The following is a 16,269-nucleotide window of genomic DNA, read 5'->3' as shown; positions in this document are numbered from 1 at the left end:
CAGCCCTTCGAAGTCACAAATTACCAGCGATAGTGCGAGAATGCGCGGTTGGCGTCTGCCATCCGGTGCGTGTCTTCGCGCTTCTTGACTGCGGTACCACGGTTGTTTGCTGCGTCGAGCAGCTCGCCGGAAAGACGGTCAACCATCGTGGTTTCGTTACGATTGCGAGCCGCAGTGATCAGCCAGCGAATAGCCAGCGCCTGACGGCGGTCGGTACGAACCTCGACCGGGACCTGGTAGGTCGCACCACCAACACGGCGGGAGCGAACTTCCACTTGCGGCATAACGTTCTCAAGAGCAGCGTGGAACACTTCGATCGGGTTCTCGCGGGTCTTGTTTTCGACGACGTCGAAAGCACCGTAAACGATGCGCTCGGCAGTCGACTTCTTACCGTCGTACATGATGGAGTTCATGAACTTCGTTACGACGATATCCCCGAACTTCGGATCCGGGTTAATTTCGCGTTTTTCAGCGCGGTGACGACGGGACATCTGATGTGCTCCTTACTTCGGCCGCTTCGCGCCGTACTTCGAACGGCGCTGCTTACGATCCTTGACGCCCTGGGTATCGAGCACACCACGGATGATGTGGTAGCGCACACCCGGCAAGTCCTTTACGCGACCGCCGCGGATCATAACCACCGAGTGTTCCTGAAGGTTGTGACCTTCACCCGGGATGTAGCCAATGACTTCGAAGCCGTTGGTCAGGCGGATTTTCGCCACCTTACGCAGAGCCGAGTTCGGCTTCTTCGGCGTCGTCGTGTAAACGCGGGTGCAAACACCACGCTTCTGGGGGCAGGCCTCCATGGCCGGCACCTTGTTCCGCTTCGGCGGATCTTTCCGCGGCTTGCGGATCAACTGGTTGATGGTCGGCATTCTTTGCCCTTTACCTTGTCCATCCAAAAATTCGTATGCAACTGCAGTCCCCCGCTGACCTTGACCCCTCCTCGGTTTGAGCCGTGAAGACATGCAAAATCGCGCCCGCGCGCTCAATGAAGAGCGGCCGGCGCTGCGAAAAACCAGAGGACCACGAGTTACCCCGCGGTCATGCAATCGACGCGTATTCGCCTATATAACCCGGCAGCGTTTAAGAGGACTGGGTCCTGCGCCTTGGTGGCGCTGGACGGGTTCGCACTTACCGCCTGCCCTTGGGATGCGCGGAAACTACTCATATGCACCCATTGCGTCAAGTGCTTTGTCGAAAAAACAGCGTTTGTGCGGGTTACTGTTTCGCCATCTGAATTTCCGACACGATTTCCGCTACTTAACAGCGCCAAACGATAGTTTTCAGCGCCTTTTCGGTAATTTTATTTCGCTGGCAGATTCCGCATTCCGGCGGAATTCTGAATCAAGTCTAACCGGAATGACTCAAATCAGGTCAGATCGGTGGTGTTTGCCAGGTCATCGGGCAACGCAGGCCCTTGATTCATGGGACCGATTCCAGACGGACCCGCCACAAGCGCATTCCGGATTCGCCGGCCATAGCCCCTCACCCGCCGATATGCGCCTGATGCACGGCAGGTATTTGCGAGCGAGTGTTCTTCCAGCCTCCTCAGGCCGTGAAAGTCACGATCGCAACGTTTCCGGCAAGCGCATCCTGGTAAGCCCCTTCGTAAACCGGATCATCCGGTTCGCCATCCATCACGCCGATCTGGTCGAGCTCGGCTTCCGCAAAACCCTGAGCAGAGAGAGATTCAAGTGTCTTGCGAACCGCGTCGTCGTCATCCGGCGCTGTCAGCAGCGCGTGAATGGTGATGGCGTCATCCGGCGAAGCGTCTTCGTTTTCCCAGACCCTGCCAATGACGATGTAGACCACCGGTTCCAGTTCAAGTTCATTGTCGTTCATATCATCAGGCCTCTTTTGCCTCATTATACAAGAAAGGCCGCCCGAGGGCGGCCTTTCGACAGTTCGACGGGAAACCGATTACTCGGCTGCACCGGTCATATCTTCCAGAAGGCCTTCCGCTGCACTGTCCGAAGACTGCTGACGTTGAGCTTCCTGGATCAGGTCGTCGCGATGCGTCGCGATCTGACGAATCCGCTTCATCACCCCACCGGTACCGGCCGGGATCAGGCGACCGACGATGACGTTCTCCTTGAGGCCGACCAGCGGGTCGGTCTTGCCGTTGACAGCCGCATCGGTAAGGACGCGGGTCGTCTCCTGGAAGGAGGCGGCGGAGAAGAACGAGCGCGTCTGCAGCGATGCCTTGGTGATGCCGAGCAGAACCGGCACCCCCTTGGCAGGATCGCGTGCATTGTCGATCGCCCGGCGGTTGGCTTCCTCGAAGTCGATCTTGTCGATCTGTTCGCCGGAGAAGAACTCCGTATCGCCCGGATCGGTGATCTCGACCTTCTGCAGCATCTGGCGGACAATCACTTCAATGTGCTTGTCGTTGATGGTCACGCCCTGCAGGCGGTAGACTTCCTGGATCTCGTTGACGAGGTAAGCCGCAAGGGCCTCTACGCCTTTAACTGCCAGGATGTCGTGCGGAGCCGGGTTGCCGTCGAGGATGTACTCACCCTTTTCAATGGCATCGCCTTCCTGAAGATGGAAGTGCTTGCCCTTCGGGATAAGGTATTCGACGGGCTCGACACCTTCTTCCGCCGGCTCGATGATGACGCGACGCTTGTTCTTGTAATCGCGACCGAAGCGGATCGTACCATCGATTTCGGCGATGATCGCATGATCCTTCGGACGGCGAGCCTCGAACAGTTCCGCAACACGCGGCAGACCACCGGTGATGTCCTTGGTCTTGGCGCTTTCCAGCGGAATACGGGCCAGAACGTCACCAGCCTTGACCGAAGCTCCCGGCTGAACGGACAGAACCGCGTCAACGGAAAGCATCAGACGGGCATCGGAGCCGCGATCGGTCTTGGAAATGCTGCCTTTTTCGTCCTTGACGACGATAGCCGGCTTGAGATCCTGACCACGCTGCGAAGAACGCCAGTCAATGACGACACGCTTGGTGATGCCGGTCGCTTCGTCGGCCGTTTCCTGAACGGACGCACCATCGACCAGATCCTCGAAGTCCACGATACCATCGACTTCAGCAAGCATCGGACGGGTATACGGATCCCATTCGGCAATCCGCTGACCGCGCTTGACCGCATCGCCTTCATCGACATGCAGCTTGGAACCGTAGGCCACACGATGCACGGCACGCTCGTTGCCGTCGCTGTCGATGACAACGATGGACATGTTGCGAACCATGGCAATCAGGTTGCCGTCGCTGTCGCGATTGACCGAACGGTTCCGGATCTTGATCGTGCCATCGACGTTGGACTCGATGAACGAGCTGTCGACAACCTGTGCGGTACCGCCAATGTGGAAGGTACGCATGGTCAGCTGCGTGCCAGGCTCACCGATCGACTGTGCGGCGATGACGCCGACAGCTTCACCCATGTTCACGGGCGTACCGCGAGCAAGGTCACGACCATAACAGGTCGCGCAGACGCCGGTTTCGGTTTCACAGGTAAGAACCGAGCGGATCTTGATCTGCTGAACCTTGGCAGCCTCGATGGCATCAACATCCTTCTCATCGATCAGCGTGCCCTTGGGGACAAGCAGTTCGCCGGTCTGGTTGTTGTAGACATCTTCCGCAGTCGTACGGCCCAGAACGCGCATGCCGAGCGAAGCGATGACGTTACCGGCATCGACGATCGGAGCAACGGTGATGCCGCGCGTGGATCCGCAATCCGGTTCCAGGATGATGGAATCCTGGGCGACGTCCACCAGACGGCGGGTCAGGTAACCGGAGTTTGCGGTCTTCAGAGCGGTATCGGCCAGACCCTTACGGGCACCGTGGGTGGAGTTGAAGTACTCCAGAACCGACAGGCCTTCCTTGAAGTTCGAGATGATCGGGTTCTCGATGATGGAACCGTCCGGCTTGGCCATCAGGCCGCGCATGCCGGCCAGCTGCTTCATCTGCTGTGGCGAACCACGAGCACCGGAGTGCGACATCATGTAGACCGAGTTCATCGGCTTCTGACGACCGGTTTCCTCATCGATCTGGACCGCCTTAATGCGGGCCATCATCTCGTCAGCAATCTTGTCGGTACATTTCGCCCAGGCATCGACAACCTTGTTGTACTTTTCGCCCTGGGTGATCAGACCGTCGTTGTACTGCTGCTCGTATTCGGTCGCGAGCGACGAGGTTTCGGCCACCAGCTTGTGCTTGGTGTCCGGAATGACCATGTCGTCCATGCCGAAGGAGATGCCGGCGTTACAGGCGTTCTTGAAGCCAAGCTGCATGATCCGGTCACAGAAGATAACCGTCTCCTTCTGACCGCAGGCACGGTAAACCGTGTCGATCATCTTGGAGATGTCCTTCTTGGTCATCAGCTTGTTGCAGACCTCGAACGGCACTTCATGGTGCTTCGGCAGAAGCTCCGCGATGAGCATGCGGCCCGGAGTGGTCTCGATGATTTCGGAAGTCGGATTGCCTTCTGCATCGATGGACCGATACCGGCCCTTCACCTTGGTGTGCAGCGTGATGACCTTGTTGGCCAGCGCATGGTGGATCTCACCAGTGTTGCCGAAGACCATGCCTTCGCCCGGCTCACCTTCTGCCATGATGGACAGATAGTAGAGACCCAGAACGATATCCTGCGAAGGAACGATGATCGGGCCACCGTTTGCCGGATGCAGAATGTTGTTGGTCGACATCATCAGCGTACGCGCTTCGAGCTGGGCTTCCAGCGAAAGCGGTACGTGAACAGCCATCTGGTCACCGTCGAAGTCGGCGTTGAAGGCCGAGCAGACGAGCGGGTGCAGCTGGATGGCCTTGCCTTCGATCAGCGTCGGTTCGAAGGCCTGGATACCAAGACGGTGCAGCGTCGGCGCGCGGTTCAGGAGAACCGGGTGCTCTCGGATGACTTCGTCGAGGATGTCCCAGACTTCCGGACGTTCCTTTTCAACCAGCTTCTTGGCCTGCTTGACGGTCGAGGAGAAGCCCTTGGCGTCGAGGCGCGAATAGATGAACGGCTTGAACAGCTCAAGCGCCATCTTCTTCGGCAGACCGCACTGGTGCAGCTTCAGTTCCGGACCCACGGTAATAACCGAACGGCCGGAATAGTCGACGCGCTTGCCGAGCAGGTTCTGACGGAACCGGCCCTGCTTGCCCTTCAGCATGTCGGACAGCGACTTCAGCGGACGCTTGTTGGCGCCGGTGATGACGCGGCCGCGGCGGCCGTTGTCGAACAGGGCGTCAACGGACTCCTGAAGCATGCGCTTTTCGTTCCGGATGATGATATCCGGAGCACGCAGTTCCATCAGGCGGCGCAGACGGTTGTTACGGTTGATCACGCGGCGGTAGAGATCGTTCAGATCGGACGTCGCGAAACGGCCACCGTCAAGCGGTACCAGCGGGCGCAGATCCGGCGGGATAACCGGAACCACGGTCATGATCATCCACTCCGGGCGGTTGCCCGATTCCATGAATGCTTCGATAACCTTCAGGCGCTTGGCAAGTTTCTTCGGCTTCAGTTCGGTGGTCGCCTCGGCGATTTCCTGACGCAGCTTCTCGCTCTCGCGCTCCAGATCCATGCTCATTAGGATCTCGCGGATCGCCTCGGCACCGATCATGGCGGTGAAGGCATCTTCGCCATACTCGTCCTGAGCGGCGATGAAGTCTTCTTCCGACAGAAGCTGGTGCTGCTTGAGCGGGGTCAGGCCCGGCTCGAGAACAACGTAGTTCTCGAAATACAGAACGCGTTCCAGATCCTTCAGCGTCATGTCGAGCAGAAGGCCGATACGGCTCGGCAGGGACTTCAGGAACCAGATGTGCGCAACAGGCGCAGCCAGTTCGATGTGGCCCATGCGCTCACGGCGAACCCGCGACAGGGTGACTTCAACGCCACACTTTTCGCAGATGACGCCTTTGTATTTCATGCGCTTGTATTTGCCGCAAAGACATTCGTAGTCCTTGATCGGGCCAAAGATACGCGCGCAGAACAGACCGTCGCGCTCAGGCTTGAACGTACGGTAGTTGATGGTCTCCGGCTTTTTGATTTCGCCGAAAGACCAGGACAAGATCTTTTCCGGGCTCGCAAGCGAAATCCGGATATTGTCGAAGGTCTGTGCGGGAGCCTGCTGATTGAACAGGTTCATGACCTCATGATTCATGATCCATCTCCTTCGATGCGCGGTGGGGGAGCGAGCTCTTGCGCCCCTCCCCGCAACCGGCATTCCAAGTCATTTGTGGTCCGTAGGCGGGGTTATTCTGCGGCGTCCGCAGTTTCTTCCTCGCCGATCACGGGGACATCGGTTCGTTGCAGTTCAACGTTGAGACCCAGGGACCGCATTTCCTTCACAAGCACGTTGAAGCTTTCCGGAATGCCTGCCTCGAAGGTGTCGTCGCCACGAACGATGGCCTCATAGACCTTCGTACGGCCGGCAACGTCATCCGACTTGACGGTGAGCATTTCCTGCAGCGTGTAGGCTGCACCGTAAGCTTCAAGCGCCCAGACCTCCATTTCCCCGAAGCGCTGGCCACCGAACTGTGCCTTACCACCGAGCGGCTGCTGGGTGACGAGCGAGTACGGGCCAATGGAACGGGCATGGATCTTGTCGTCGACAAGGTGGTGGAGCTTCAGCATGTAGATGTAGCCCACGGTTACCTTGCGGTCGAACTCTTCACCGGTCCGGCCATCATACAGAACGGACTGGCCGCTCGGGTCGTAGCCGGCAATGTTGAGCGCCTCGACGACATCGGGTTCACGAGCACCATCGAAGACCGGCGTCGCGATGCTGACGCCTTTCTTCAGCTGCTCCGCCAGGCGTACGATACCTTCGTCATCGTATTCCTTGACGTTGTCGCCCTTCATGTTGTCGCCGTAGATCTCGACAATCTTGCCACGCAATTCGCCGATCTCGCCTGACTTCCTGTACTCGTCGTACATTTCGCCGATCCGGTTACCCATGCCGCGGCAGGCCCAACCCAGGTGGGTTTCAAGGATCTGACCGACGTTCATGCGCGACGGAACGCCGAGCGGGTTCAGCACGATATCGACATGCGTGCCGTCTTCAAGGAACGGCATGTCTTCGCACGGGTTGATCTTGGAGACCACGCCCTTGTTGCCGTGACGGCCGGCCATCTTGTCGCCCGGCTGAAGCTTGCGCTTCACGGCAACGAAGACCTTGACCATCTTCATGACGCCCGGCGGCAGTTCGTCACCGCGCTGCAGTTTCTCGACCTTGTCGATGAAACGCTGCTCGAGACGCTTGCGGCTGTCGTCATACTGACCACGCAGAGCTTCGATTTCGGACATGAACTTCTCGTCGTCGGTGGCAAACTGCCACCACTGCGAGCGCGGGAAGTCGTTGAGAACGTCCCCGGTCAGTACGGTGTCCTTCTTGGAGCCCTTCGGGCCGGCAATGGCGGTCTTGTCCATCAGCATCTCGGCCAGACGGCCATAGACGTTGCGGTCGAGGATCGCCTGCTCGTCGTCGCGGTCCTTTGCGAGACGCTCGATTTCCTCACGCTCGATCGCCATCGCGCGCTCGTCTTTTTCAACGCCGTGGCGGTTGAAGACGCGCACTTCGACAACGGTACCGGAAACCCCCGGCGGCAGGCGCAGGGACGTATCGCGAACGTCGGATGCCTTTTCACCGAAGATGGCGCGCAGAAGCTTTTCTTCCGGCGTCATCGGGCTTTCGCCCTTCGGAGTGATCTTGCCGACCAGGATATCGCCCGGGTTCAGCTCGGCACCGATGTAGACGATACCGGCTTCGTCGAGGTTCTTCAGCGCTTCTTCCGAAACGTTCGGAATGTCGCGGGTGATTTCTTCCGGCCCAAGCTTGGTGTCACGCGCCATCACTTCGAATTCCTCGAGGTGGATGGAGGTGAACACGTCATCGGAGACGATGCGTTCGGACAGGAGGATAGAATCCTCGAAGTTGTAGCCGTTCCAAGGCATGAACGCGACGAGCACGTTCCGGCCGAGCGCCAGATCACCGAGATCGGTCGACGGACCGTCGGCAATGATGTCGCCCTTGTGGATCCGGTCACCGACACGCACCAGCGGACGCTGGTTGATGCAGGTGTTCTGGTTGGACCGCTGGAACTTCTGCAGCCGGTAGATATCGACGCCGGACTTGCCCGGATCGAGGTCTTCGGTCGCACGGATAACGATACGGGTCGCATCCACCTGGTCGACAACGCCAGCACGGCGGGCACCGATGGCAGCACCGGAATCGCGTGCCACGATCGGCTCCATGCCTGTACCGACGAACGGTGCTTCGGCACGAACCAGCGGAACGGCCTGACGCTGCATGTTCGAGCCCATCAGTGCGCGGTTGGCGTCATCGTTCTCAAGGAACGGAATGAGCGCGGCCGCGACGGACACGAGCTGTTTCGGCGAAACGTCCATGAGGTCGACCTTGTCGGACGGAACCATCATGTTTTCACCGGCGTGACGGCAGGTGATCAGCTCTTCGGTGAACCGGCCCTCGTCGTCGTAGACGGCATTGGACTGGGCCACGTAGTGCTTGGCTTCTTCCATGGCAGAAAGATAAACGACTTCGTTGGTAACGGCGCCGTCTTTCACTTTCCGGTACGGGCTTTCGATGAAGCCGTACTTGTTCACACGGGCAAAAGTTGCCAGCGAGTTGATCAGACCGATGTTCGGACCTTCCGGCGTTTCAATCGGGCAGATACGGCCGTAGTGCGTCGGGTGAACGTCGCGGACTTCGAAGCCTGCGCGTTCGCGGGTCAGACCACCCGGGCCAAGTGCCGACAGGCGGCGCTTGTGGGTGACTTCCGACAGCGGGTTGGTCTGGTCCATGAACTGCGACAGCTGCGAGGAGCCGAAGAATTCACGAACGGCAGCAGCAGCCGGCTTCGCGTTGATCAGGTCCTGAGGCATGACCGTGTCGATTTCGACAGAGCTCATGCGTTCCTTGATCGCACGTTCCATGCGCAGCAGACCGACGCGGTACTGATTTTCCATCAGCTCGCCGACAGAACGAACACGGCGGTTGCCGAGGTTGTCGATGTCGTCGATTTCGCCCTTGCCATCGCGCAGTTCAAGAAGAACCCGGATGACTTCCAGGATGTCGTCCTTGCGCAGCGTGCGAACGGTGTCGGCACACTCCACGTCGAGACGCATGTTCATCTTCACGCGGCCAACGGCGGACAGGTCATAGCGCTCTTCGTCGAAGAACAGCGACTGGAACATCGCCTCGGCAGTGTCGATGGTGGGCGGCTCGCCCGGACGCATCACGCGGTAGATGTCAAACAGAGCATCTTCACGAGACTCGTTCTTGTCGACCGACAGGGTGTTGCGGATGTACGGACCGGTGTTGACATGATCGATGTCGAGCATCGGCAGCTCGTGGTAACCACGATCGACCAGTTCTTCCAGCAGCTTTCCGGAAATCTCGTCGCCTGCTTCAGCGTAGATTTCACCGCTCTTCATGTCGACGATGTCTTCAGCCAGGTACTGACCATGAAGGTCTTCGTCGGTCACTTTCAAGGCGGTGACGCCTTTTTCCTCAAGCTGCTTGATGGTGCGCTGAGTGATCTTCCGACCACCCTCGATCACCACTTCGCCGCTGTCGGCGTCGATCAGGTCGTAGGACGCCTTGGTGCCCTTCAGACGGTTGCCGTCAAACGGCATGCGCCAGGAGCCGTCCTTCTGACGGGTGTAATCGATACGCTTGTAGAACGTGTTGAGGATTTCCTCACCATCGAGGCCAAGCGCCATAAGCAGGGACGTAACCGGGATCTTGCGGCGACGGTCGATGCGCGCATGCACGATGTCCTTGGCGTCGAATTCGATATCGAGCCAGGAACCGCGATACGGGATCACGCGTGCTGCGAACAGCAACTTGCCGGAAGAATGGGTCTTGCCCTTGTCATGGTCGAAGAACACACCCGGAGAACGGTGCATCTGGGAAACGATGACGCGCTCGGTGCCGTTGACGATGAAAGTGCCGTTGTCGGTCATGAACGGCATGTCGCCCATGTAGACATCTTGTTCCTTGATGTCTTTCACGGACTTTGCGCCGGTGTCTTCATCGACATCGAACACGATCAGGCGCAGGGTAACCTTCAGCGGAGCCGCAAAGGTCATGTCGCGCTGGCGGCACTCATCGACGTCGTATTTGGGAGCTTCAAATTCGAAGGAAACAAATTCCAGAAGGGAAGTGCCCGCAAAATCGGAGATCGGAAATACGGACTGGAAGACCGCTTCAAGGCCTTCATTCTTGCGGCCACCGCCCGGCATCTCGTCGACCTGCAGAAACTGGTCGTAGGATGCTTTTTGAACCTCGATGAGATTAGGCATAGCCGCGACATCGCGGATCGATCCGAAATATTTACGGACCTTTTTGCGACCGTTGAACGTTTGGGTCATTGTCGCTCCTCGTATCGGCCGGGTAACGGCTTCCCGAAACGCCCCTTTTCCAATCGGGCGAGCGCCCGGGCGCTTCGGAAAACCGTCCCCCCTGGATCAACCTGCTTCAGGTGCCCTCACCTGAAACCAGACAAGTTGACCGGTCTTAGGGGCCTAGAACATCTTCATCTGCCGTCTTGCGAAAGCAGGATGCCCTAGTGGTACGTTTGCCCCGGAAACGGGAAAATCCCGCCGGGGCTAGGTACGGTCCCGGTTGCCCGGGACCGTTCAAAAGGCCGGTAGGCCTTTATTATTTCAGCTCGACAGATGCGCCAGCTTCTTCGAGCTTCTTCTTCAGCTCTTCTGCTTCGTCTTTGCCAACGCCTTCCTTGACCGGCTTCGGTGCGCCTTCGACGAGCTCCTTAGCTTCTTTCAGGCCAAGACCGGTGATTGCGCGGACTTCCTTGATGACGTTGATTTTCTTGTCGCCGGCAGAAGCCAGGATAACGTCAAATTCGGTCTTTTCTTCAGCAGCAGCTGCATCGCCGCCACCAGCAGCAACAGCAGCAACTGCGACCGGAGCAGCAGCAGAAACGCCCCACTTTTCTTCCAGAAGCTTGCTGAGTTCAGCAGCTTCCATAACGGTCAGTGCGGACAGTTCTTCAACGAGCTTTTCAAGATCAGCCATTTTTCAGTACCTTAAGTTCGAACCAGTTTTGGTTACGTGAGACAGTGTGTTTTGGACGCCTTATGCGGCCTCGTCCTTCTTGGCGTAAGCGCCGAAGACGCGGGCAAGCTGCCCGGCCGGAGCGTTGACAACCTGTGCAATCCGGGAAGCCGGGGTCTGGATCATGCCAACCAGTTTCGCACGCAGCTCATCGAGCGACGGCATGGTTGCCAGAGATTTGACCCCATCCGGGTTCAGGTTGGTCGAGCCAAGAGCACCACCAAGGATCGCAAACTTCTCGTTTGCCTTGGCGAAATCGACGGCTGCTTTCGGAGCGGCTACCGGATCGTCGGAATGGACGATAACGGTCGGGCCCTGAAACAGGTCGGAGATGTGCTCAAGGTCGGTGCCTTGAAGGGCGAGTTTGACAAGGCGGTTTTTTGCGACTTTTACAGTGCCGCCGGCTTCGCGCACGGATGCCCGCAGTGCGGTCATCTGAGCTACCGAAAGGCCTGCATAGTGCGCGACGACGACAACACCGGTGTTACCCAGCTCGGCGTTGAGGGCCGACACGAACTCGTGCTTTTCCGCTCTTTCCACTTGCCTTCTCCATTTGGCGGCTGTGACGCCGCCGGTTTACCTTGCCGCCTGGCAGATGGTCCCGAACCCGGTAACCGCCTGTCCTGGCGACGCTCAGGGTCCTGTCCCCTCACCTTCGCGCCAGAAGCGCTCGGCAAGGTCTGGTTCGAACCAGGTTTTCCACCGGATCGGTGGGAAATTCGGTTCTCACCCATCTATGCAGGCCTTGTTCGGCTTAAGCCGGTCTCCCGGCACCTGCAGTCTCGGACAGGGCAACCCGGCAGCAAGCCGCCGGGTCTATTCGGCCTTTCAGCCGAAATCTCGTATCAATCCGGAAAGACCGGATTATTCGCCAGCAACGGTGGCGAGATCGACCTTTACGCCCGGGCCCATCGTGGAGGACACGGCGATGCGCTTCAGGTAGGTGCCTTTTGCGCCAGTCGGCTTGGCTTTCTGAACGGCGTCCAGCAGAGCCTTGACGTTCTGGGTGATCGCTTCTTCAGAGAAGGACACCTTGCCAACGCCAGCATGAACGATACCGGCCTTTTCAACGCGGAACTGAACAGCGCCGCCCTTGGCGTCGTTGACGGCGGACTTGACGTCCGGGGTCACGGTACCAACCTTCGGGTTCGGCATCAGGCCGCGCGGGCCGAGAACCTTACCGAGACGACCGACGAGCGGCATCATGTCCGGAGTTGCAATGCAGCGATCGAAGTCGATCTTGCCGCCCTGAACTTCCTGAACCAGCTCTTCTGCACCGACGATGTCGGCGCCAGCAGCCTTGGCTTCTTCGGCCTTGTCGCCGCGAGCAAACACAGCAACGCGAACGGTCTTGCCGGTGCCGTTCGGCAGGATGCACACGCCGCGGACCATCTGGTCTGCGTGACGCGGATCAACGCCGAGATTGATCGCAACCTCAATGGTTTCGTCGAACTTGGTCTTGGAACGGTCCTTCACGAGGCCAATGGCTTCGTTCAGGGAATACAGCTTGTTGCGGTCGATACCTTCACGAGCTGCCTGGATGCGCTTTCCAACCTTCGCCATGATCTTACTCCGTTACCTCTAGGCCCATGGAGCGGGCGGAGCCTTCGACCATCAGCATCGCTGCGTCGATGTCGTTGGCGTTCAGGTCCTTCATCTTGGCTTCGGCGATTTCCTTCACCTGCGCCTTGGTCACAGAACCAACCGTGCCACGGCCCGGGGTCTGGGAGCCCTTCTGCAGCTTGGCAGCTTTCTTCAGGAAGAAGCTGACCGGAGCCGTCTTCACTTCGAACGTGAAGGACTTGTCGGAGTAGTAGGTGATCACGGTCGGGCACGGCGCGCCCTTTTCAGCATCCTGCGTAGCGGCGTTGAAGGCCTTGCAGAATTCCATGATGTTCAGACCACGCTGACCGAGCGCCGGACCAATGGGCGGCGACGGAGTAGCGGAACCTGCCGGTACCTGAAGCTTCAGGAAACCTTCGATTTTTTTCGCCATGTTTCTCTCCAGTCATTAACAGCTGAATGGCTCTTCAGCTGATTGGGAGTTGGTGGTTCGGCCCTGTTGGAACCCGGCGAAGAGTTCCGGAACCTTCCACCCTTTCATCCCGGATGCCGCATCCTTGTGGACACTGCGACCGGGCTCTCAAGCCACCCCTCGGGGCAGCAAACGATCAGAGCTTGTCGACCTGACCGAATTCCAGTTCCACCGGCGTTGCACGGCCGAAGATTGACACGGCCACCTTCAAACGCGCACGCTCGTCGTCCACTTCCTCGACAAGGCCGGAGAAGGACGCGAACGGACCGTCGGAAACACGCACCTGCTCGCCAACCTCGAAAGTCACGGACGGCTTCGGCCGGTCCACGCCTTCCTGCACCTGGTTGATGATGCGCATTGCTTCTTTTTCCGGGATCGGCATCGGCTTCTGATCCGCGCCCAGGAACCCGGTTACCTTCGGAGTATCCTTGATGAGGTGGAAAGCCTCGTTGGTCATTTCCATCTTCACCAGGACGTAGCCCGGGAAGAATTTGCGCTCTGCATCGACCTTGCGGCCACGGCGCACTTCAACGACCTTTTCCATCGGAACGAGAATCTCTTCGAACAGGTCGGACAGACCCTTCTGCTCGGCCTTTTCACGGATGGACTCGGCGACCTTCTTCTCGAAATTGGAGTAGGCGTGCACAATGTACCAGCGCTTGGCCATGGATCTCAGTTCCGTTTCTTGTTCTTTGTCTTCAAACCGGACAGTCGCCCGGGCGGCTGACTGAAATTAGCCGCCGACACCCAGAAGATAGCCGATCCCGAAGCCCATCAACTGATCTGCCACGAGAAAAAAGATCGCCGCGATCACAACCATGATGAAAACCATGACAGTGGTCACTGCTGTTTCTTTGCGCGTCGGCCAAGTTACCTTGGACGTTTCCGCGCGTACTTCCTGGATGAATTTAAAGGGATTGGTCTTCGCCATTCCGATTCCGGTCTGTTAAATACGAGTGGGCGCGCGAAAAACTTCGCGCGCCTCACTCGAGGAAACTCTTTAAGCCCTCGAGGCAGATTAATCAAGAGCAAATTGGCAGGGGCAGCAGGGTTCGAACCCGCGACCTACGGTTTTGGAGACCGTCGCTCTACCAGCTGAGCTATACCCCTTCAGAAGTCCGCCTGGGCGAACTTGCTCCTGATACCCTCTGAAGCCGCACATCGCAAGACTTAAGAGGCGGGACTGCCGGGCACAAGGCCCGGCAGCCCGAAATCATCTTATTCGATGATGGATGCGACGACGCCAGCGCCGACGGTACGGCCACCTTCGCGGATAGCGAAGCGCAGGCCTTCTTCCATGGCGATCGGCACGATCAGCTCAACCTCGACGGAGACGTTGTCGCCCGGCATCACCATTTCCGTGCCTTCCGGCAGGGACACCACACCGGTCACGTCCGTCGTACGGAAGTAGAACTGCGGGCGGTAGTTGGTGAAGAACGGGGTGTGACGACCACCTTCTTCCTTGGTGAGGATGTAAGCCTCGGCCTTGAACTTCGTGTGCGGGGTAACAGTACCCGGCTTGCAAAGAACCTGGCCGCGCTCAACGTCTTCACGAGCGATACCGCGGATCAGCGCGCCGATGTTGTCGCCTGCTTCGCCGCTGTCCAGCAGCTTGCGGAACATTTCAACGCCGGTGACGGTGGTCTTCTGCGTGTCCTTGATGCCGACGATTTCGACTTCTTCGCCAACCTTCACGATGCCGCGCTCAACACGACCGGTCACAACCGTACCACGGCCGGAGATCGAGAAGACGTCTTCGATCGGCATCAGGAACGGAAGGTCCTTCGGACGCTCCGGGGTCGGGATGTACGCGTCGACCTGAGCCATCAGCTCACGGATCGCATCGCGGCCAATGGCCGGATCGCGGTTTTCAACGGCTGCCAGTGCAGAACCCTTGACGATCGGAATGTCGTCGCCCGGGAATTCGTAGGAAGACAGCAGTTCGCGGATTTCCATTTCGACGAGCTCGAGAAGCTCTTCGTCGTCGACCTGGTCAACCTTGTTCATGAACACGACCAGAGCCGGAACACCGACCTGGCGAGCCAGGAGGATGTGTTCACGGGTCTGCGGCATCGGGCCGTCAGCGGCAGAACAGACCAGGATCGCGCCGTCCATCTGCGCTGCACCGGTGATCATGTTCTTCACGTAGTCGGCGTGACCAGGGCAGTCGACGTGTGCGTAGTGACGGTTTTCCGTCTCATACTCAACGTGGGCCGTGGAGATGGTGATGCCGCGAGCCTTTTCTTCAGGCGCGCCGTCGATTTCGTCGTAAGCTTTTGCAGTCGCACCGCCGGTTTCAGCCAGCGTCATGGTGATTGCTGCGGTCAGCGTCGTCTTGCCGTGGTCAACGTGGCCAATCGTGCCAATGTTAACGTGCGGCTTGTTGCGCTCAAATTTTTCCTTCGCCATCGGCGTCGCTCTCTGTCCAATACTCGGTTCGGTCGAATTAGGTCGAGGCGGGACGCGTTCCGGCGCCTTGGACAGATCCGCGAGCGACGAATTGCTTCCCGTTGAACTTCTTGTCAGGATTTCCGGGCGAAAGAGCCTTCCGTTCCGGACACTCCGATCAGCACCCATGATGGAGCGGGTGAAGGGAATCGAACCCTCGTCGTCAGCTTGGAAGGCTGCTGCTCTACCATTGAGCTACACCCGCACAACGAGAGAACCAGGAACGATGGTGGAGGAGGTTGGATTCGAACCAACGTAGGCATAGCCAACGGATTTACAGTCCGTCCCCTTTAGCCACTCGGGCACTCCTCCATCTCGTCCTGCTTCACGCCGAAGCGATCAGGATGGCTTACCGAAGAGCCCGCCCGGAAGGGGCGAGCAATCCCGTGGCGCGTGTTATGCAGATAGGGCCCCGCCCTGTCAACGCCGATTTTGCAAAGAATTGAACAAAATCAGCAGGACGCTCGAAACAGACGCTTCGAACGTGAGCTATTGCCAAGGCCGATGGCACCACCAGATTGCCGCAGCACGGCCGCGATGTCACGGTTCCCCTGCGTTTTGCTGAAAATCCGGCATCACGCGACCCCAGCCTGTGGACAACTTTCATCAACGCGCCCGTTCCTTTGACGAGGCCATTTGTGCCAATGCCTGCACCTGCTGCCCTTTTGAAAAACCAGTCGGACGCGACTGCACTCTTGAGCAGATTCCTTTGTTGTTGTATCTAC

At 58.5% G+C, this 16,269-nt stretch carries 12 protein-coding genes and 3 tRNA genes; all 15 read right to left on the bottom strand.

From position 1 onward, the window contains the following. Nucleotides 1–20 precede the first annotated feature (20 nt). The 15 genes from rpsG to FIU93_RS18170 all read right to left on the bottom strand — a co-directional run bounded on the left by rpsG (nt 21) and on the right by FIU93_RS18170 (nt 15,856). Complete coding sequence (gene rpsG, locus FIU93_RS18240) at nt 21–491, bottom strand: 30S ribosomal protein S7 (RefSeq protein ID WP_023001588.1); 471 nt, start codon at nt 489–491, stop codon at nt 21–23. Between the two features lie 12 nt (nt 492–503). Then, nucleotides 504–875 (bottom strand): 30S ribosomal protein S12, encoded by a 372-nt coding sequence (rpsL, locus tag FIU93_RS18235; protein WP_006936459.1) that lies wholly within the window; start codon nt 873–875, stop codon nt 504–506. A gap of 676 nt (nt 876–1,551) precedes the next feature. Beyond that, entirely contained in the window at nt 1,552–1,845 is a 294-nt protein-coding gene (locus tag FIU93_RS18230; RefSeq protein WP_152506389.1) for a regulator, read from the bottom strand. Nucleotides 1,846–1,923: 78 nt separating this feature from the next. Then, nucleotides 1,924–6,123 (bottom strand): DNA-directed RNA polymerase subunit beta', encoded by a 4,200-nt coding sequence (gene rpoC / locus FIU93_RS18225; protein ID WP_055654721.1) that lies wholly within the window; start codon nt 6,121–6,123, stop codon nt 1,924–1,926. 92 nt (nt 6,124–6,215) lie between these two features. Next, the gene (rpoB, locus tag FIU93_RS18220) at nt 6,216–10,355 is read right to left on the bottom strand and encodes a DNA-directed RNA polymerase subunit beta (protein WP_031269576.1); all 4,140 of its coding nucleotides are present in this window, start codon (nt 10,353–10,355) and stop codon (nt 6,216–6,218) included. Nucleotides 10,356–10,644: 289 nt separating this feature from the next. Further along, nucleotides 10,645–11,022: a 50S ribosomal protein L7/L12 gene (rplL, locus tag FIU93_RS18215; RefSeq protein WP_023001584.1), complete on the bottom strand. Its 378-nt coding sequence runs from the start codon at nt 11,020–11,022 to the stop codon at nt 10,645–10,647. 60 nt (nt 11,023–11,082) lie between these two features. Further along, nucleotides 11,083–11,601, bottom strand: coding sequence for a 50S ribosomal protein L10 (gene rplJ / locus FIU93_RS18210; RefSeq protein ID WP_023001583.1), 519 nt, complete (start codon nt 11,599–11,601; stop codon nt 11,083–11,085). A 324-nt stretch (nt 11,602–11,925) separates the two neighbouring features. Further along, a complete protein-coding gene (rplA, locus tag FIU93_RS18205; protein ID WP_152506388.1) occupies nt 11,926–12,624 on the bottom strand; it encodes a 50S ribosomal protein L1 in 699 nt (232 codons plus the stop codon). A 4-nt stretch (nt 12,625–12,628) separates the two neighbouring features. Continuing rightward, nucleotides 12,629–13,057: a 50S ribosomal protein L11 gene (gene rplK / locus FIU93_RS18200; protein ID WP_023001581.1), complete on the bottom strand. Its 429-nt coding sequence runs from the start codon at nt 13,055–13,057 to the stop codon at nt 12,629–12,631. A 175-nt stretch (nt 13,058–13,232) separates the two neighbouring features. Further along, nucleotides 13,233–13,763 carry a transcription termination/antitermination protein NusG gene (gene nusG, locus FIU93_RS18195; RefSeq protein WP_006936469.1) on the bottom strand — a complete coding sequence of 177 codons (531 nt, stop codon included), beginning with the start codon at nt 13,761–13,763 and terminating at the stop codon, nt 13,233–13,235. A gap of 66 nt (nt 13,764–13,829) precedes the next feature. Then, complete coding sequence (gene secE / locus FIU93_RS18190) at nt 13,830–14,027, bottom strand: preprotein translocase subunit SecE (protein ID WP_006936470.1); 198 nt, start codon at nt 14,025–14,027, stop codon at nt 13,830–13,832. A 103-nt stretch (nt 14,028–14,130) separates the two neighbouring features. Next, nucleotides 14,131–14,206, bottom strand: a tRNA-Trp gene (locus FIU93_RS18185). 108 nt (nt 14,207–14,314) lie between these two features. Continuing rightward, nucleotides 14,315–15,505, bottom strand: coding sequence for an elongation factor Tu (gene tuf / locus FIU93_RS18180; RefSeq protein ID WP_006936456.1), 1,191 nt, complete (start codon nt 15,503–15,505; stop codon nt 14,315–14,317). 170 nt (nt 15,506–15,675) lie between these two features. Continuing rightward, nucleotides 15,676–15,749 (bottom strand) — tRNA-Gly (locus tag FIU93_RS18175). Between the two features lie 22 nt (nt 15,750–15,771). Further along, a tRNA-Tyr gene (locus FIU93_RS18170) sits at nt 15,772–15,856 on the bottom strand. Nucleotides 15,857–16,269: the final 413 nt, after the last annotated feature.

The sequence above is a fragment of the Labrenzia sp. THAF35 genome (genome assembly GCF_009363595.1).
Classification (GTDB): Bacteria; Pseudomonadota; Alphaproteobacteria; order Rhizobiales; family Stappiaceae; genus Roseibium; species Roseibium algicola.
The sequence above is the reverse complement of the archived record's forward strand: the minus strand, read 5'-3'. Positions and strand labels throughout refer to the sequence as shown.

Excerpts from the sequence above, each read along its gene's own strand:
- tuf (WP_006936456.1), bottom strand. The coding sequence starts at position 15,505 with ATGGCGAAGGAAAAATTTGAGCGCAACAAGCCGCACGTTAACATTGGC.
- rplK (WP_023001581.1), bottom strand. The coding sequence starts at position 13,057 with ATGGCGAAAAAAATCGAAGGTTTCCTGAAGCTTCAGGTACCGGCAGGT.
- rpsL (WP_006936459.1), bottom strand. The coding sequence starts at position 875 with ATGCCGACCATCAACCAGTTGATCCGCAAGCCGCGGAAAGATCCGCCG.
- rplL (WP_023001584.1), bottom strand. The coding sequence starts at position 11,022 with ATGGCTGATCTTGAAAAGCTCGTTGAAGAACTGTCCGCACTGACCGTT.
- rpoC (WP_055654721.1), bottom strand. The coding sequence starts at position 6,123 with ATGAATCATGAGGTCATGAACCTGTTCAATCAGCAGGCTCCCGCACAG.
- rpoB (WP_031269576.1), bottom strand. The coding sequence starts at position 10,355 with ATGACCCAAACGTTCAACGGTCGCAAAAAGGTCCGTAAATATTTCGGA.
- rpsG (WP_023001588.1), bottom strand. The coding sequence starts at position 491 with ATGTCCCGTCGTCACCGCGCTGAAAAACGCGAAATTAACCCGGATCCG.
- FIU93_RS18230 (WP_152506389.1), bottom strand. The coding sequence starts at position 1,845 with ATGAACGACAATGAACTTGAACTGGAACCGGTGGTCTACATCGTCATT.
- nusG (WP_006936469.1), bottom strand. The coding sequence starts at position 13,763 with ATGGCCAAGCGCTGGTACATTGTGCACGCCTACTCCAATTTCGAGAAG.
- secE (WP_006936470.1), bottom strand. The coding sequence starts at position 14,027 with ATGGCGAAGACCAATCCCTTTAAATTCATCCAGGAAGTACGCGCGGAA.
- rplA (WP_152506388.1), bottom strand. The coding sequence starts at position 12,624 with ATGGCGAAGGTTGGAAAGCGCATCCAGGCAGCTCGTGAAGGTATCGAC.